The 17153-nt window shown below is 72.8% G+C and carries 11 protein-coding genes; 2 read left to right on the forward strand and 9 right to left on the reverse strand.

Features of this window, described 5'->3' with window-relative positions:
• Positions 1-49 precede the first annotated feature (49 nt).
• The 7 genes from ACE101_RS17755 to ACE101_RS17785 all read right to left on the reverse strand — a co-directional run bounded on the left by ACE101_RS17755 (position 50) and on the right by ACE101_RS17785 (position 8152).
• Positions 50-1144: a CgeB family protein gene (locus ACE101_RS17755; RefSeq protein ID WP_379132058.1), complete on the reverse strand. Its 1095-nt coding sequence runs from the start codon at positions 1142-1144 to the stop codon at positions 50-52.
• Positions 1141-2238: a CgeB family protein gene (locus ACE101_RS17760; protein ID WP_379132060.1), complete on the reverse strand. Its 1098-nt coding sequence runs from the start codon at positions 2236-2238 to the stop codon at positions 1141-1143. The genes ACE101_RS17755 and ACE101_RS17760 overlap by 4 nt, the downstream gene beginning before the upstream one ends.
• 52 nt (positions 2239-2290) lie before the next feature.
• The gene (locus ACE101_RS17765) at positions 2291-3403 is read right to left on the reverse strand and encodes a CgeB family protein (RefSeq protein ID WP_379132063.1); all 1113 of its coding nucleotides are present in this window, start codon (positions 3401-3403) and stop codon (positions 2291-2293) included.
• Positions 3400-4560 carry a glycosyltransferase family 4 protein gene (locus ACE101_RS17770; RefSeq protein ID WP_379132066.1) on the reverse strand — a complete coding sequence of 387 codons (1161 nt, stop codon included), beginning with the start codon at positions 4558-4560 and terminating at the stop codon, positions 3400-3402. The genes ACE101_RS17765 and ACE101_RS17770 overlap by 4 nt, the downstream gene beginning before the upstream one ends.
• Positions 4545-5843: a TIGR04295 family B12-binding domain-containing radical SAM protein gene (locus ACE101_RS17775; protein ID WP_379132068.1), complete on the reverse strand. Its 1299-nt coding sequence runs from the start codon at positions 5841-5843 to the stop codon at positions 4545-4547. Before ACE101_RS17775 ends, ACE101_RS17770 begins: the two co-directional genes overlap by 16 nt.
• Before the next feature lie 99 nt (positions 5844-5942).
• Positions 5943-7037 (reverse strand): NAD-dependent epimerase/dehydratase family protein, encoded by a 1095-nt coding sequence (locus tag ACE101_RS17780; RefSeq protein ID WP_379132070.1) that lies wholly within the window; start codon positions 7035-7037, stop codon positions 5943-5945.
• Positions 7034-8152 carry an NAD-dependent epimerase/dehydratase family protein gene (locus ACE101_RS17785; protein ID WP_379132073.1) on the reverse strand — a complete coding sequence of 373 codons (1119 nt, stop codon included), beginning with the start codon at positions 8150-8152 and terminating at the stop codon, positions 7034-7036. The genes ACE101_RS17780 and ACE101_RS17785 overlap by 4 nt, the downstream gene beginning before the upstream one ends.
• A 507-nt stretch (positions 8153-8659) precedes the next feature.
• Here ACE101_RS17785 and ACE101_RS17790 point away from each other — a divergent pair.
• The gene (locus ACE101_RS17790; RefSeq protein ID WP_379132076.1) at positions 8660-9457 is read left to right on the forward strand and encodes a lytic murein transglycosylase; all 798 of its coding nucleotides are present in this window, start codon (positions 8660-8662) and stop codon (positions 9455-9457) included.
• Between the two features lie 189 nt (positions 9458-9646).
• On the opposite strand, the gene ACE101_RS17795 is transcribed toward ACE101_RS17790, so the two are convergent.
• Together ACE101_RS17795 and ACE101_RS17800 are read right to left on the reverse strand one after the other, a co-directional pair.
• Positions 9647-10783, reverse strand: coding sequence for a DUF2778 domain-containing protein (locus ACE101_RS17795; protein ID WP_379132079.1), 1137 nt, complete (start codon positions 10781-10783; stop codon positions 9647-9649).
• A gap of 444 nt (positions 10784-11227) precedes the next feature.
• A complete protein-coding gene (locus tag ACE101_RS17800) occupies positions 11228-13549 on the reverse strand; it encodes a putative bifunctional diguanylate cyclase/phosphodiesterase (RefSeq protein WP_379132082.1) in 2322 nt (773 codons plus the stop codon).
• A gap of 661 nt (positions 13550-14210) precedes the next feature.
• On the opposite strand from ACE101_RS17800, the gene ACE101_RS17805 reads away from it, so the two are divergent.
• Entirely contained in the window at positions 14211-17036 is a 2826-nt protein-coding gene (locus ACE101_RS17805; protein WP_379132085.1) for a PAS domain-containing hybrid sensor histidine kinase/response regulator, read from the forward strand.
• Positions 17037-17153: the final 117 nt, after the last annotated feature.

The raw sequence follows: 17153 nt of genomic DNA on the forward strand, positions 1-17153 counted from the left end.
TTGAAAATCGGCATGAGGGGCGGGTGTGATCTCCAAATCCCCCGTGCCGTCAGCCGGCAGCGGGCTGGCCCGCCGCCTCGCGCAGAGCCGCCTCCAGCTCCATCGCGCGGTGTCCGGCGCTGTGCGCGGCGAGCACGCGGGTCCGGGCGGCCTGCGCCAGCGCCGCCCGGTCCGCCTCCGCCGTCCCGGTCAGCACCCGCAGCACCGTCTCGGGATCCTCCGCGGTCACGATCTCGCGGCCCGGCTCCAGGACCGTGTCGAGCCCGGGCCAGGTGTCCGACAGGATCGGCGTGCCGCAGGCGGCGGCCTCGAACAGGCGCACGCTCGGGCTGTAGCCGGCCGCCCGCATGTCGGCCCGGGTGACGTTGAGGGTCCAGCGGCTGAGCCCGTAGAAGGCCGGATGGTCGGCGGGGCCGACATGCTCGCGCCGCTCCACGTTCGCCGGCCACGCGATGTCGGCGGGATATTGCGGCCCGGCCACCACGAAGCGCAGGTGGGGCGCCCGCCGGGCGGGCTCGATCAGCAGCCGCTCCAGGGTCGGCTGCCGGTCCGGGCTGTAGGTGCCGAGATAGGACAGGTCGTAGGCCGGCGCGCCGGCCGCGGGGGCGTAATGGGCCGGATCCACCGAGCAGTAGAGCGCCCGCGCGCGGGGGGAGCCGTGCTCCCGCTCCAGGCGGTCGAGCACCGGCCCGCCGGTGAAGGACAGGTAGAGGTCGTAGGCCCGGATCAGCGCGGGGGTGAGGTATTCGTGATCGCCCCGGGCGAGCTTGGCCAGGGTCACGGGCGTGTCGATGTCGTAGAAGGCGGCGACCCCGCCCGCCTCGCGCATCGCCGCGACGGCCCAGTGCCCGACCGCGACGCCCTCCGGCACGTAGGAGCCGACGATCGCCGCGTCCGCCCGCATCAGCAGCGGGCGCAGGTCCCTGAGGGCCGCGAGGTCGGGATAGAGGATCAGCTCGCAGTAACCCGGATCGGCGAGGTCGCGATGCGCGGCGTACCAGGGCACGTCGCGCTCGAGGAACGTCACCCGGTGGCCCCGCGCCGCGAAGGCCTTCAGCAGCGCCCGGTAGGTGGTGGCGTGGCCGTTGCCCCAGGACGAGGACAGGCTGAGGCCCAGCACCACGAGGTGGAGGGGGCGGCTCATGCGCGGCGCCCCGCGCGCTTCTCCGCCAGTTCCGCCCGCAGGAGGGCGTCCACCTGCGCGCCGCGCCGGGCATAGGTGTGCTCGGCCAGGATGCGGCGGCGCCCGGCGGCCCCGATGGCGGCGGCCCGCTCCGGCGTGAGCGCGGCCACGTGCGCGGCCACGTCGGCCCCGTCGCGGGCGACCAGCACCTCCTCGTCGGGGGTCAGGAACATGTCGAGGCCGGTCCAGGCGTCGGTGATCAGGCAGGCTCCCGCGCCGGCGGCCTCGAAGACGCGGGTGGCGGGCGACCAGCCGGTCGCGGCCATGGAGTCGCGGGCGATGTTCAGCACTGCCCGCGGCGTGACGTTGAAGGCGTTGTGGTCGCGGGTCGAGACGTGGCCGAGGTGGCGGACGTTGCCCGGCAGCGCCCGCGAATCCCAGCCGTTGCCGCCGATCAGGAAGGCGCGGTCGGCCAAGCGCTCGGCGGGGCGCAGGAAGAATTCCTCCACCCGCGCCTCCCGGTCCGGCAGGCGGTTGCCGAGGAAGGAGAGGTCCGCGGCAAAGCGCGGATCCGGCGGCACCGGGTGATGGGTGTCGGGATCGACGGCGTTGTAGATCGGGATGCAGCGCCGCGCGCCGAAGGCCTCGTAGGCCTCGATCACCGGCGGCCCGCCGCCGTAGGTGAGAACCAGATCGAGGGCGGGCAGGGTGCGGCGCAGCGGATGGTCGGGCGCGCTGCGCAGGTCCGCCAGGGTCGCGGGGGCGTCCACGTCCCAGAACAGCCGCAGGGCATCGGGCCGCGCCGCGGCGGCGAGTCCTTCGAGCAGCAGGTCGTCGAACACGCCGACCCCGGAGGCCTTCACCACCACGTCCGCCCGTGCCGCCTCGGCGATGACGGCCCGCGCGGCCTCCTCGGTCGCCGGATAGACCGTGACGGCGGCCCAGTCGGGCGGGTCGATGTCCCGGTGCTGCTGGCGGTCGAAGGCGTCGGGCTCGTAGAAGGTCGTGTGCCAGCCCCGCCCCGCGAGGTCGCGGATCAGGCCCCGGTAATAGGTGGCCGCGCCGTTCCAGTAGGAGGACAGGAGGCTGGAGCCGTAGAAGGCGATGGTGCTCATCGGATGGGCGACTCCTGGGCAGGCGACCCTTGAGCAGGCGAGCGGGGGTGGGTCATCCGGCCGTCTTCAGCCGCGGCGGTCCGGCGAGGCGCTCGGCCACCGCGATCAGCTCCGCGGCCCGGTGCGCACAGGTGTGCCGGGCGCGGATCGTGGCGAGGCCGTGCGCCGCCAGCTCCGCCCGCAGGCCGGGATCGTCGCGCAGGGCCCGCAGATGGCGGGTCATGGCGGCCTCGTCCTCGGCCATCAGGAAATCCCGGCCGGGCGTGAACAGCCCCTCGCTGTCGCGCCAGGGCGCGCAGACGAGCGGGATGCCGCAGGCCAGGGCCTCGAAGACCCGGATCGTCGGGATGCCGGGCAGCGCCGCGACGTAGAAGCGCCGCGGCACGTGCACCGTGGCGAGGTGCTGGGCGAAGACCTCCGGCGCCCTGGCGTTCGGCAGCCAGCCCCGGTAGCGGGCGCCGGAACGGTCGAGGGCGGCCAGCGCCTCGGCCGGGTAGCGCACGCCCCAGACGTCGAGGGAGAGGTCCGCCGCCCGGGCCGGGCGGAACAGGAAGGCGTCGAGTTCCGCGCTGCGCTCCCCGTCGCCCCAGTTGCCGATCCAGACGAGGCCCTGCCGCTCCGTCTCCCGCGCGGGCGGGCGGAACAGGCGGGTATCGGCGGCCTCGTGCCAGACGAAGACCCGCTCCCCCCAGCCCCAGTCGCGATAGACCGCAGCCAGCGTCTCGCCGAAGGCCAGCACCCCGTCGTAGCCGGAGAGATCGTAGGCCCGCATGGCGGCGGGCTCGCTCACCGCCCGGTGATGAGTGTCGTGGAACAGGAGCGTGAAGCGCCCGCCGGCCTTGCGGAGCGCCCCGAGGCGCGCGACCAGGGCCGGCTCGTTCCACTCGTGCACCAGCACGAGGTCCGCCCCGTCGACGGCTTGCGCCGGGTCGGAGCCCTCGGGGTCGATGCGGGAGGACAGGTCCGGATAGGGGGCGAGGGAGGCGGCGGCCCCCGCCTCGCCGTGATCGGCGACGAGGTTCGCGAGGCTCCAGGCGCCCGCCGGCTCGTGCACCGTCACGTCGTGGCCGAGCGCCCGCAATTCGCGCAGGACGCCGCGCAGGAAATGCGCGTTGCCGTGGTTCCAGCAGGAGCGCAGGGAATGGGTGAAGACGGTGATCCTCACGCGGGCGCTCCGGCGCGCCGGGGCTGGTCGCCGAGCACGGCCTCGTAGGCCGCGACGACGCCCGCTCCCATGGCCTCGACGGTGAGACGGTCCGCCCTCGCCTTGGCCTCGGCGCCGAGCCGGGCGCGGATCGCCGGGTCCGCCGTGACCAGCTCGATCGCGGCGGCGAAGCCCGCATCGTCGTCCGGCTCGATGAAGATGGCGGCCTCGTCCCAGAGTTCGCGGAAGGTCGGGATGTCGGACAGGACGAGGGCGCAGCCGGCGCTCGCGGCCTCCAGCACGCCGAGGCCGAAGGGCTCGTAGCGGGCGGCCGAGACGTAGATCGGGGCGCCGGCGAGCCAGCGCGCCATGTCCTGGTCGGTGAGGCGCCCGAGGCAGCGCAGGTGGCGCGGCGCGACGCAGGCGGCGTTGGGGCCGTCGAGGGGGCCGGCGGCCAGGAAGGGCCGGGGGGCGAGGCGGGCGGCGATCCGGTCGAGGGTCGCGGCGTTCTTGCCCTCGTCCCACAGCCGCCCGGCCGTGAAGGCGAAGGGCGAGGCGGTGGCGCCCAGCGGCGTGCGGTGGCCGCGCTCGGCCGGGCTGCGCCGCCCGTTCGGCACCACCCGGGGCAGGGTGGGCAGGCCGTAGGTGGCCGCGGTGACCTCCGCGAAGGCCCGGGTGGGGCTGAGCACCGCGGCGGCGCGCCGGTAGCCGTCCCCCGCGAGCGCCGCCCGCCACGCGAGATCGGACGGCAGCGGGCCCCCCCGCATCGCCGCCCACCACGTGGCGACGCAGGAATGCGCCACCGCCACGACGGGGGCCGGGAAGGGGGCGATGCCGGCGAGCGCCGGGCTGTTGAGGTGGATGAGGTCGGCCCCCGCCCGCTCGGCCGCCCGGGCGACGCGCCAGGCGGCGGTCTCCACCTCGCCGCGGGTGAGCGCCGTCCAGTCGAGAGGCACGTCCATCACCCGCAGGTCGAGCCCGCGGATGGTGCGGGCGGCCCGCAGCTGGTCGACGCTGGGCTCCGGCCCCAGCACCGCCAGGGTGAGGCCGAAGCCGCGCCGCTCCAGGTCGAGGCAGAGGTCGAGGGCGTATTGCCAGACGCCCCCCACGGCATCCGCCGTCATGAACAGGTTGAGGGCGGGAGCGCGCGAGCGCGCGGCGGTCAGGCCGGGCAGCATGCGGATTCCAGTTCGGTCAACGGAGCCGGCCGCTCGTCCTGGATGTCGCTGAAGCGGTCGAACTCGGCGAGGTAATGGGCGTGAGCCCGCTCCCAGGCGCGGCCGTCCGGCTCGCCCCACAGGCGGCGGTAATCCGGCGAGGAGGGGTAGGGGTAGAGGGGCACCGGGTCGTTGGCCCAGACGCCGGCCGCGCGCAGGCGCTCGCGCCACGCATCGACCAGCGCGGGATCGTCCCCGGCGAGCTTGATCAGGTTCGCCTGCACGAAGGGCACCGAGCGCCGGGCATGGATCAGCCGCTCGGCGAGATCGTCGGTGGAGACGCGGCAGTTCTTGTCGAGGAGGGCGCGGCCCGCCTCGGTCAGGCTCTCGACGCCCGCCTCGATGGAGACGCAGCCCGCTTGTCCGAGGAGATCGAGCATGTCGGGCTTCCACAGGTCGATCCGGGTCTGCACCCCGAAGGACAGGTTCCGGCGGACCAGGGCTTCGAGGAGCGGCTTCTGCGGCAGGAAGATCTCGTCGATGAAGTAGACGTAGGTGACGCCCTGCGCGATCAGCCGGTCGATCTCGTCGAGAACCAGGGCGAGGTCGCGGCGGCGGTACTTGTCGCGAAAATCGATCTTGGCGCAGAACGTGCAGCTGTAGGGGCAGCCCCGGGACGCCTCCACCTCCGCGCCCGGTCCGTCCGGAGCCCGGTCGAAGCGGTGATGGTGGTGATGGTGGCGGGCGATCCAGGCCTCGGGCCAGGCGAGCGCCGGCAGGTCGGTGAAGCGCGTCGCCGCCGGCCCGCCGGTGACGCGGATGCCGTCCCCGTCCCGGTAGGCCAGGGAGGGCACGCCCGCCGGCCGCGCCAGGCCGCCACCCGCCAGGGCGGCGACGATCTCCTCGCACTCGCCCCGGATCACGATGTCGCAGCCGAGCTTGGCGAGCGTCGTCCCGGGCGTCACCGAGCCGTGCGGGCCGACCGCGACGGTCCGGCCCCCGCGTCCCGCCAGCGCGTCGAGGAAGGCCCGCGGCACCCGCAGCTCCGGCTGCGCGCAGCGCCAGAACAGGTAGGTCGGCGCCGTCGTCACCACGGTCATGGCCGGGCGGAACGCCGCCACGCGCTCCGCCAGTTCCTCCAGCGACAGCTCGTCGAGGGCCCCGTCCAGCATCAGCACCTCGTGGCCCCCCGCCTCCGCGAGCACCTTGCAGGCGCCGAGCTCGATCGGCAGATGCGCCTCCCGGCAGCCGAAATAGATGCTCTGCGTGAAGGTCCAGGTCGGATTGACGAGGGCTATTCTCACCGATGGGGGTCCTGACGCCTGTTGAATACTGCGGGGTGAGGATCCGATGGGATCTGGCGGAGGCGGTTTCGGCGACAAGGGCTTGTCGCCCCATCCTGGTTAAGCGGAGGATACCGCGGCGGCGATCCGGCGCCGGGGCTGCTCTGTCGCCGGCGCAAGGCCGCGTGCCTCCCCGAGCCACCGTGCGAGGTCGCCGAGCCCGGTCCGCCAGGGGATCGGGGGGGCCAAGCCGAGATCGGCTGCGGCGGCGCGGGTGTCCGACACGTAGTAGCGCTGGTCCCCCGCCCGCCAGTCGTGGAAGCTGAGGTCGAGGGGATGCGCGACGAGGTCGCGGATGGCGTCGAGCACCTGCCGCAGGCTGACCGCGTTGGCCGGCCCGCCGCCGAGATTGTAGGCCCGGCCGCTCACCCGATCGATGCGGGCGAGCGCCGCCCGGTAGGCCGCGACCGCGTCGGCGACGTGCAGGATGTCGCGGACCTGATAGCCGTCGCCGTAGATGGCGATGGGCTCGCCGGCCAGCGCGCGGATCAGGAAATGCGCCACCCAGCCCTGGTCCTCGGTGCCCATCTGGCGCGGGCCGTAGATGCAGCTCATGCGCAGCACGCAGGTCGGCACCCCGAAGCTGCGGGCGTAGTCGAGCACGTACTGGTCGGCGCCGCCCTTCGAGCAGCCATAGGGCGTGTGGAAGTCGAGGCGGCGGTCCTCGCCGATCCCGTGGCGGTGGAGCCGCTCGTCCACGGGCCGGTAGGCCTCGCCCTCGCGCCGGAATTCGAGATCGGCGAGGTCGCCATAGACCTTGTTGGTGGAGGCGAAGACGAGCGGGGCGGGATCGGGCCGGCGGCGCAGGGCCTCCAGCAGGTGCAGCGTCGCCCCGAGATTGACCTCGAAATCCGTGGTCGGCTCGACGAGGCTCGTGGTCACGGCGACCTGGGCGGCGAAGTGGAACACCGCCGCCGCCTCGCCCGCCGCGGCGGCGAGCGAGGCGGTGTCGCGCACATCCGCCACCACCGCCGAGACCCGGGCCGGATGGCGGCGCCGCAGCCAGTCGAGATTCGCCTCGACCCCCGGCCGCAGCAGGGCGTCGTAGACGAGGACGTCCCGCCCCTCCGCGGCGAGCGCGTCCGCGAGGTTCGTGCCGATGAAGCCGGCCCCGCCGGTGATCAGGATGGGCCGCTGGGAGCGTGCGCGCATCATGCGACGAGCCCGTGCTTCTCGAGTTCGCGGCGCGCCTCGGCGACGCGGTCCTGCGCGTCGACCTGGGCCGCGACCCAGTCGGCGAGTTCGGACAGGCCGTCCACGAAGTCGCGCCGGGGCGCGTAGCCGAGTTCCGCCCGCGCCTTGCCGATATCCGGGATGCAGTGGCGGATGTCGCCCGCCCGCATCTGGGCCGAGATCTCCGGGACGATCCCGGTCCGGCCCATGGCGCGGGCGAGCAGGGTCGCGACCTCGCGCACCGAGCGGACCTCGCCCGAGCCGATGTTGTAGACCTGACCCGCCGCCTCGCGCCGGTCGAGGGCGAGCAGGAAGGCCTGCGCCACGTCGTCCACCTGCACGAAGTCGCGCAGCTGGTGCCCGTCCTCGAAGATCACCGGCGCCGCCCCGTTGTGGAGCCGCGAGGCGAAGATCGCCAGCACCCCCGTATAGGGGTTCGAGAGCGCCTGCCCGGGCCCGTAGACGTTCCACAGCCGCAGCGCCACGCCCTCCATGCCGTAGGCGGGGGCGAGCATCAGGGTCAGCCGCTCCTGGGCGTATTTCGACAGGGCGTAGACCGAGGCGAGGGCCGGGCGCTTCCATTCCGGCGTCGGGACGGGGGTGAGCGGGCGCCCCCGCGCGTCCAGCGGATCCCAGGGGGCATCCGGGCCGGAGCGGGGCTGGCGCACCACCTCCTCGGCGAGCGCGCCCTCCGCGTCGCGGTAGAGCCCCTCGCCGTAGATGCTCATGGAGGAGGCGACCACCACCCGCTGCACGGGCCGCTCGATCAGCGCCTGGAACAGGACCGCCGTGCCGAGATCGTTGACCGAGACGTAGCGCTCCACCGCGTACATGCTCTGGCCGACGCCAACCTCGGCGGCGAGATGGATGACCTTGTCGATGCCGATGAGCGACTGCGCCATGGCGGCCGGGTCGCGCACGTCACCGCGGCGCAGGTCCACCGCGTCCGGCAGGTCGTCGGGCCGCCCGAGGCCCCCGTGAACCTGATCGATCAGGCTGTCGAGGACACGAACCCGGTCGCCCCGTGCGACCAGCGCCCGGGCGATGGCCCGGCCGATGAAACCGGCTCCGCCGGTGATCAGGATGGTCTGCGGCACACACACGCCCTTCGGCTGCCGATCCCCCCACGGGGATCGAGAGACATACATCCCGGAGGTATGTAAGTTCCTTTGGCAGGCCGAACAGTCCCTCCGTGACGGCCTTTATGGCCTCCATGCCGGGGGTTGCGCTCCGGCGGGATGCCGCCAGGGCCGGGTCATGACCCATTCCCCTTCAGTCGATCGTTCCTGATGCCGACCGCCGATCCGCGTTGATCCGAACCAATTGCCAGCAGGACTAACCCATTCGTCTGGAGCCTCGCTACGGCCCTGGCGGAGCGGTCGCCGCCATGGCCGCGCTCTCCGCCGGCATCGCCACGCCCATCTCTCCGGTGCGGCTCCGCTCGCAGCGATGCGCCGGCACAACAGGCCGGGCGCATCACTCGCCTCAGGGGTTTGGACAACGATCCGTACAGGGTCCGGCTGTAGCCTTGGCCGCCGGAGCGGCTAAGTAATGGCGGCGAAAGGGCGGTTTGCTCGGTTGCTGCCCCCTGGAGGGAGTATTCGATGACCAAGCGTGGATACGGCAGGCCCTGGGTCGCGGCCGGTCTCGCGGCCGTCGTGGTCACGGGCGGTGCGGCGCAGGCCGCGCAATGCGGCAACGGCCCGGCCGGATACGAGGCCTGGAAGCGGGAATTCGCCGAGGAGGCGCGGGGGCGGGCGAGTGCGGCGAGCCTCGCGGCGCTCATGGGCACGTCCTATTCCTCCGCGACCATCGCGGCGGACCGGGGCCAGAAGAGCTTTCGCCTCTCGCTCGAGCAGTTCCTCGCCAAGCGCGGCGGGCCGACCATCGTCTCGCGCGGGCGGGCGCTCAAGCAGTCCAACGCGGCGCTCTTCGCCTCGATCGAGCAGCGCTACGGGGTGCCGCCGGGACCGCTCCTGGCGATCTGGGGAATGGAGACGGGCTTCGGCGCGGTGCGCGGCAACGTCAACACCCTGTCGGCCGTGGCGACCCTGGCCTATGATTGCCGCCGCTCGGCCTATTTCACCGACCAGCTCTACGCGGCCCTGACCCTGGTCGACCGGGGCGTGCTGACGGCGAGCACCCGCGGCGCGGCCCATGGCGAGGTCGGCCATACGCAGTTCCTGCCGAAGAGCATCCTGAACTACGGCACTGGCGGCAGCCTCGACAGCCTGCCGAACGCCCTCAACTCCACCGCGAACTTCCTGCGCGCCCATGGCTGGCAGCGCGGAGCCGGCTACCAGCCGGGAGAGCCGAACTTCGCGGCGATCCAGGGCTGGAACGCGGCCTCGGTCTATCAGCGGGCGATCGCATTGCTCGGCAAGCGCATCGACGGCGAGTGATACGCAATCCGCTTGATCGAAGCGGATTGCGTATCAGCAAGCCCGCGCGGCGCTTGAGCGAAGCCGATTTCCGCATTGCGAAGCAATCAACCGGAAATCGTATGAGGCTGCGGGATCCCGGAGAGGCGCTCTCCGGGATCCCGCTCATGCCGACGGTCAGTGACACTGACCATTGATATCAGGCTGATATCAGGCCCCGTTGCCGCCCGCGGAGCGGTCGGACAGGCCGATGCGGCGGTCGCCGGGCGGCCCGTCCTGGCCGCGTCCGGCCACGACGACGAGGCGCTGGACCTCGCCGCGCAGGAAGGCCTGGAGGAACCGCTCGTAATCCTTGAAGGACACGCAGCCGTTCGAGGCACCGCTCGGGCCGAGCATGTAGGTGTGGGCCAGGAGCCCGACCCGGCCGTGCACGGCGCCGCTGCCGCCGACCGGGTTGAGGCGGATCGCCCGCACGCCGTGGAACAGGGCCTCGCGCTCGCTGAGATCGTAGGTGCCGGGCGGCGTCGCGCCGCGCATGCGCACATGCACGAAGCGCGGATCGTCCATGTGCGGGCCGAGACCGGAATGGGCCTCCAGCCGCTCGCCGTTCGGCAGCGTCACCGTGCGGGCGCTGATGTCGTAGATGGCGGTCAGCCGCGCCGCGTCGGGCGAGGGAGTGGGGATGAGCCGCCGGATCGGGGGCGGAGCGACGGGGTTCGGGTCGAGCGCCGCGTAGGCGAGACCGGGGCTCGGTGCCGAGGCCGGCAAGCCGAACAGCTTCTCGACGAAGCTGCGGTTATCCTCGGCCGGGGCGGGCGGAGCGGCGACGGCGGCGCGGCGCGCCGCGCTCCGGCTCCGCAGCGGCTCCGCGACTCGCGGGCCCCGCAGTTCCGGCGGGCGCGGCACCGGCAGCGGCACCGGTCGGGCGAGGGGCGCGGGCGGCTGGACCGGGTCCGCCGCATCCGCGTCCACGGGCGCCTCGGCGGGATCCGAGGGCGCCACCGGGACGGCGTCCAGCAGGGAATCGAGGAGCGCGCTCTGCCACGGCACCGGGGTGGGAGCCGACCAATCCGGGGCCGGAGGGGGCGCGGCGGCCAGGATCTCCGCTGGCGGCTCGGCGGGAGCGGCGGCCCCGGCGGGAGGCTCCCGGGTCTCGGCCGTGATCGCCGGCGCTGCCGCCGGAACGGTCTCGCTCCAGCGTCGCTCCGGGTGCCAGTCGCCGCCGACGACGAGGCTCAGCAGGGCGGCGAGCGAGACGGCAAGGGGTCCGGAGCCGGAGCGGCGGGGGCCGGGCGCCGCTGCGGCGTCGGGCGAAGGGGCATCGAGGACCATCTGCAAGCCGACCACCGCGCGCGTCTCCCCAGGCAGGTTCCGCGTCACGAACCTGCGGCACATCAAAAGCCTGAGCGGACGCAGCGCCGGCACGCCGGCGCCGATCCGCCGAGAGCGTCTCCGTGACGCCCGGGGTCGGCCCGCGCCGCGCGCCCGAAGGTCCGACGCCGCGGCGGAGCCCATCCGCCGCGCGGAAGAAAGCTCAGCTCGATCGGCTTTTTCGCGGCGGGACTATGGTTAATCGAAGATCGATCGCGCGCACGAGAGATGGTGCGCCTTACGGATGGCGAATTCGCAAGCTGAGTGACCGATTTGGATGGATAAGCTTGGCTATAAGGGCGATCGGATAGCCTGTGGCGTCGGGTTTATGCTCAAGCTGTCCCGGAGGCCGCCGGTCCTGATCGTGCGCGGGCGGCCGCCCGGCTGCTGCCGGTGCGCCGGTGCCCGTCCGGCCACCGCTCACCGGTCCTTGCGGCGCAGATAGTCGCTGAGGCGCGTGACGTCGGGCGGCAGCGGCTCGATGAGGACATCACCCGCGATCGGCTGCGCGCGGGGCGTCCCGAACAGCGCGCCCTGCGCGAAATCGCAGCCCGCGGCGCGCAGCGCGTCCCATTGCTCGCGGGTCTCCACCCCCTCGGCCACCGTGACCCGGCCGAGATGGTGCAGGAGATCGATCAGCGCCTCGACCACGGCGCGGGCCTCGCGGCCCTCCTCCAGCCCGCGGATGAGCGAGACGTCGAGCTTCACCGCGTCGAAGGGGATGTCGCGCGGCAGTTGCAGGGAGGAGAGCCCCCGGCCGAAATCGTCCAGCGCGATCCGCACGCCCCGGGCCCGCAGCGTGTTCAGGCGCTGCGCCCCCCGGTGGCGGTCGTCGATGAGGATCGTCTCGGTGACCTCGATCTGGAGCCGCTCGGGCGGCAGGCCGGTCTCGGCGAGCACCCCGTCCACGAGGTCGATGAACGCGTCCGTCTGGAGCTGGAGGCCCGAGACGTTCACCGACGCGACCGCTTCCGTCGTCCAGGTCGCCGCCTCGCGGCAGGCCTCGGTGAGCACGAGGCGGCCGAGATCGATGATCGCGCCGCATTCCTCGGCGAGCGGGATGAAGCGGCTCGGCGGGATCTCGCCCCGCTGCGGGTGGTGCCAGCGCAGCAGCGCCTCGTGGCCGACGATGCGCCGGGAGGCGAAGGACACGATCGGCAGGTAGACGACCCCGAAGGCGCCGTCGCGCAGGCCCGCCGCGAGATCCTCCTGCAACTGGCGCCGGGTCTCGATGGCGGCGACCAGGGAGGCGTCGTAGCGGCAATGGCGGCCGCCGCCGTCGCGTTTGGCCCGATCGAGGGCGAGCCCCGAGCGCTTGAGCAGCGTCTCGCCCCCCGACCCGTCCTCGGGCCAGACCGCGACCCCGACGCTGACGCGGACCTGCATCTGCCGGTCCGCCACCACGACCGGGGCGGCGAGGTGCTCGACGATCTGGCGGGCGACCGTCTCCGGCGGGCGGGCGCGCTCGGCGTCGATCTGCAGGACCGCGAACTCGTCGTCGCCGAGGCGGAAGACCCGGTCCAGGGTCCCGGTCTCCACGAACTGCGCGAGGCGCCGGGCGAGGCTCGCGAGCACTTGGTCGGCGACCGCGTGCCCGAAGGTGATGTTGATCTCCTTGAAGCGGTCGAGATCGACGCGGTGGAGGGAGAAGGTGGTGTTGTTGCGCACGCAGGCGGTGATCTGCGCCCGCAGCGCCTCATCGAAGGCGGCGCGGTTCGGCAGGCGGGTCGCTTGGTCCCGGTAGGCGAGCAGGCGGATGCGCCGGTCGGCCTCCTGGCGCTCGCGCAGGCTGCGCACGGTGATCGCGTGGGTGCCCGCGCCCGTGGGCCAGGGCCGCGCCCGCACCTCCACCGGGATGGTGCCGCCGTCGGCGCAGAGCAGGCGCGTCTCGTGCGCGCCTGCGCCCCCGTCACCCTCGAGGAGCGGCGGGGCGTTCGGTTCGGTGAGCGCGGAGAGGGATTGCCCCCGCAGGGCCTCGGCCGGCCGGCCGGCCAGGGTGCAGAAGCTCGGATTGACGTCGAGCACGCGCCCCTCGCGGGCGATCACGATCCCCTCGAACGAGGCCTCGGTGAGGATCCGCAGGCGCGCGACGGCACCGCGCAGGGCCGCGGCCCGGGCATCGGCGACGAGGCCCAAGGCCGTCATCGCGAGGAGCAGCGCGCTCAAGCCCGCGACCATCCCGGCCACGGCGTCCCGCGACAGCAGCGGGGTCAGCGGGGGAGGGGTTCCCTCCGGCACCACCGTCGCGGCGGCGAGCGCCATGATGTGCAGGCTGCAGATGCCGAGGCCGAGAAGGAGGCTCGCGGCGAGGCGCGCCGGCAGGCCCGATCGCCCGGCCGCGAGGCGGATCGCCCCGGCCGCGAGCAGGGTGCCGGACAGGATGGCGGCGATGGCGAGGCCGGGATCCCAGACGATCCGGCCCGGCACGACGGTGCCTTCGAGGCCCAGGATGTGGAGGGCCGCGAAGCCGCCCGCGAAGACGGCCCCCGCGAGGCCGTCGGTCCCGCAGCCGTGCCGCCGGGCCAGGGCGAGCGTGCCCCAGGCGATCAGCGCGCCGAGGATCAGGGCGGCGATGGCGATCCGGGCGTCGACGCCGAGGGTGAGCCCGGCCGGATCGTAGGCCAGCATGCCGAGCGCGTGGGTGCTCCACATCCCGCCGCCCACCGCGATCCCGGCGAGTCCCTGCCGGAGCGGCGTCCAGGCCGTCGTCCCATTCCGGCCCGACCCCAGCAGCGACAGCATCGCATAGGCCGTCACCGCTGCGAGAAGCGCATTCAGGGCTAGAAGATGCGGAATATGGTCGTTCGTAAGGCATGAAATAAGGCGAAACATTGCCTACATCCCTACGTGTTATCGATCGTTTGCTATGTGATAAAATCGTTATCAAATAATTAATTTACCTTATCTGATAAATCCCGCCAAGCGAGATCGGTATTCGGATGCGGGATGATTGGGCCGTGCCCTTAGGGAAGAGGCCGGCTCGCCCGGTGGAGGCGGAATCAGCGCGGCTCCGGGCCGCCGGGGTCGGTTCGGGCCTCGTCCGTGCCGACCCGCTCTCCCGCCCCGGACATCGCATCCGCCCGGAACCATGAAAGCGGCCACAGACGACGGCGTTCTCCAGCGCAATCCTGTCCCGGCCCGGGCCGGGACCGACGCGATCCCCGCGAGAGCATCGGGGCCGGCCCAGCCGCGATCTCGGCTCTCGGGACCGCAGGAGACCCGATCGACGGCCGTCGCGCGGGTCGCGGGCCGATCGCCGTGGGCAAGGCCGGTCTTCCGACACCGGGAGAGGCCGTGGCGCAACACGCCGAATATCTGAACCGGCGGCCATATCCGGCCCGCCACCATGCGCTACATGACGACGTTCCTCTCTCGGGAAGCCGCCCCTGACAACCGCGCCGCAATGACCGATTCCGCGACAGTTCCGGACAGGACCACCGAGACGGCCCGCTTCGACATCGGCCATGCCGGCCGCCTCGCGGCCCTTCGCAGCTACGCCATCCTCGATACGCCGCGCGAGCCGGAATTCGACGACATCGCCCAGATGGCCGCCCAGGCCTGCGCGACGCCGATGGCCCATATCAACTTCATCGATGACCGCCGGCAGTGGATCAAGGCGGCGGTCGGGCACGAGGTCCGGGAGATGCCCCTCGATCTCGGCTTCTGCACGGAGGTGCTCGGCACGGCGGACCTCCTGCACCTGTCCGACCTCGACACGGATGCGGAGCGCCGCGGGAACGCGCTCGTCACGGGGGTCCCGCATCTGCGCTTCTACGCCGGCGCGCCCCTGATCACGCCGGACGGATGCACCATCGGCACGCTGTGCGTCCTCGATCGCGTGCCCCGCACCCTGACCGAGCCGCAGCGCTTCATCCTCAAGACGCTCGCCCGGACCGTGATGGCGCAGCTGGAGATGCGCCGGTCGGACGCGGCCCTGCGCGCCAGCGAGGAGCGCTACCGCTCGCTGTTCAACTCGATCGATGCCGGGTTCTGCGTGATCGAGGTGCTGTTCGACGCCGAGGGCAGAGCGGACGATTACCGCTTCCTGGAGGTCAATCCGGCCTTCGAGGCGCAGACCGGCCTCGCCGATCCGACGGGCCGGCGGATCCGCGACCTCGCTCCCGAGCACGAGCGGCACTGGTTCGACATCTACGGCCAAGTGGCGCGGACGCGGCGGCCGGTGCGCTTCGAGAACGCCGCCACGGCCCTGCGGCGCTGGTACGACGTCCATGCCTATCCGGTGGACGATCCTTCCCTGAACCGCGTCGCGGTCCTGTTCAACGACATCACGCGGCGGCGCGAGAACGAGCTGGCCCTGCGCGACCGCGAGGCCGAGCTGCGGCTGGTGGCGGACGCGATGCCGGTGCTGATCGGCGTCATCGACCGGAACTTCACCTACCGGTTCGTGAACGCCGCCTACGAGACGTGGTTCGGGCATCCGAGCGCCGCCGTTCCGGGCCGCCGGATGAGCGACCTGATCGGCGAGAAGGAGTTCGCCTTCCGCCTGCCCTTCGTGGAGCGGGCGCTCGCCGGGGAGGAGGTGCGCCTCGAACGCAGCTGGCCCTGGCCGGACGGCCGGCCGCGCGTCGCCGACATCCGCTACATGCCCCGCCGCCCGCCCGAGGGCGGGATCGACGGGGTCTACGTCTTCGTCCACGACATCACCGACCGCAAGCGCGTCGAGGAACTCCTGGAGGCGAAGACGCAGTCGCTCGAAGCGCAGATCGTCGCCCAGGCCCGCGACCGCGAGCGCATCTGGAGCCTGTCGCCAGTGCTCAAGGTCGTGGCGACCGCCCGCGGCGAGATCCTGTCGGTGAATCCCTCCTGGGTGCGGACCCTCGGCTGGTCGGAGGCCGAGAGCATCGGCCGGCCGCTCCTCGATTTCGTGGTTCCGGAGGAGCGCGAGGCGATGGCGGAGGAGCTGGAGCGGCGCCTGTCGGGCCTGCCGGGCGTCGACACCGAGATCGGGATCCGCACGCCGAAGGGCGAGCCGCGGCGCATCCTCTGGACCATCGTGCCGGAGGATGGGACGCTCTACGGCTTCGGCCGCGACGTCTCGGAGCAGCGGCGGGCCGAGGAGGCGTTGCGCCAGTCGCAGAAGCTCGAGGCGGTGGGCCAGCTCACCGGGGGCGTGGCGCACGATTTCAACAACCTGCTCACCATCGTCCGCTCCTCCGTCGACTTCCTGCGCCGGCCCGACCTGCCCGAGGAGCGGCGGCGCCGCTACCTCGACGCGGTGTCGGACACCGTGGACCGTGCGGCCAAGCTCACCGGCCAGCTCCTCGCCTTCGCGCGGCGCCAAGCCCTCAAGCTCGAGGTGATCGATGTCGGGGCCCGCCTGCGTGCCGTCGGCGAGATGCTCGACGCGGTCACCGGCGCGCGCATCCGGGTCGTCACGCAGGTGCCCGACACCTCCTGCTTCGTGCGCACCGACCAGAGCCAGTTCGAGACGGCGCTCGTGAACATGGCGGTCAATGCCCGCGACGCGATGAACGGCGAGGGCACGCTGACGCTGCGCCTCGAATGTAGCTGCGCGCTGCCGCCCATCCGCGGCCATGCGGGGGCGCCCGGCCCCTTCGCCTCCGTGTCCCTGACCGATACCGGTGCGGGCATCCCGCCGGACCTGGTCGGGCGCATCTTCGAGCCCTTCTTCACCACCAAGGACGTGGGCAAGGGGACTGGGCTCGGCCTGTCGCAGGTCTTCGGCTTCGCCAAGCAGTCGGGCGGCGACATCGCGGTCGAGAGCACGCTCGGCCAGGGCACGACCTTCACGCTCTACCTGCCGCAGGTCGAGGTGGAGGGCGGGATCGGCGGCGGCGACCCGGAGGCCCGCTCGCTCTCCCCCGCGGGCAACGGCCGGCGGGTGCTGGTGGTGGAGGACAACGTCGAGGTCGGGCGCTTCGCCTGCCAGATCCTGCAGGATCTCGGCTTCGAGACCACCTGGGCGGCGAATGCCGAGGAGGCGCTGGAGCGGCTGGACCCGGACGGGGCCGGCTTCGACGCGGTGTTCTCCGACGTGGTGATGCCGGGCATGGGCGGGATCGCGCTCGCCCGCGAACTCCGGCACCGGATGCCGCACCTGCCGGTGGTGCTGGCCTCCGGCTACAGCCACGTGCTGGCGCAGGAGGGGGCGCACGGCTTCGAGCTGCTGCACAAGCCCTATTCGGGGGAGGAACTGGGCCGCATCCTCCACCGGGTGACCGCGCGGTCACCCGGGCTGCGGCGGTAACCGCACGCCGCCGCAAGCGTGGCTGTTTGATCCGGATCAAGGACAGGGAACCTGCCGTAGGGACAGATCCCTCTCCGGCGCCTCCTCGCGCGCCGGCCGACCTCGATCAGGAAATCA

It is taken from the genome of Methylobacterium carpenticola (assembly GCF_042748905.1).
GTDB lineage: Bacteria > Pseudomonadota > Alphaproteobacteria > Rhizobiales > Beijerinckiaceae > Methylobacterium > Methylobacterium carpenticola.

Excerpts from the sequence above, each read along its gene's own strand:
- ACE101_RS17755 (WP_379132058.1), bottom strand. The coding sequence starts at position 1,144 with ATGAGCCGCCCCCTCCACCTCGTGGTGCTGGGCCTCAGCCTGTCCTCG.
- ACE101_RS17760 (WP_379132060.1), bottom strand. The coding sequence starts at position 2,238 with ATGAGCACCATCGCCTTCTACGGCTCCAGCCTCCTGTCCTCCTACTGG.
- ACE101_RS17770 (WP_379132066.1), bottom strand. The coding sequence starts at position 4,560 with ATGCTGCCCGGCCTGACCGCCGCGCGCTCGCGCGCTCCCGCCCTCAAC.
- ACE101_RS17780 (WP_379132070.1), bottom strand. The coding sequence starts at position 7,037 with ATGATGCGCGCACGCTCCCAGCGGCCCATCCTGATCACCGGCGGGGCC.
- ACE101_RS17790 (WP_379132076.1), top strand. The coding sequence starts at position 8,660 with ATGACCAAGCGTGGATACGGCAGGCCCTGGGTCGCGGCCGGTCTCGCG.
- ACE101_RS17800 (WP_379132082.1), bottom strand. The coding sequence starts at position 13,549 with ATGCTGTCGCTGCTGGGGTCGGGCCGGAATGGGACGACGGCCTGGACG.
- ACE101_RS17805 (WP_379132085.1), top strand. The coding sequence starts at position 14,211 with ATGACCGATTCCGCGACAGTTCCGGACAGGACCACCGAGACGGCCCGC.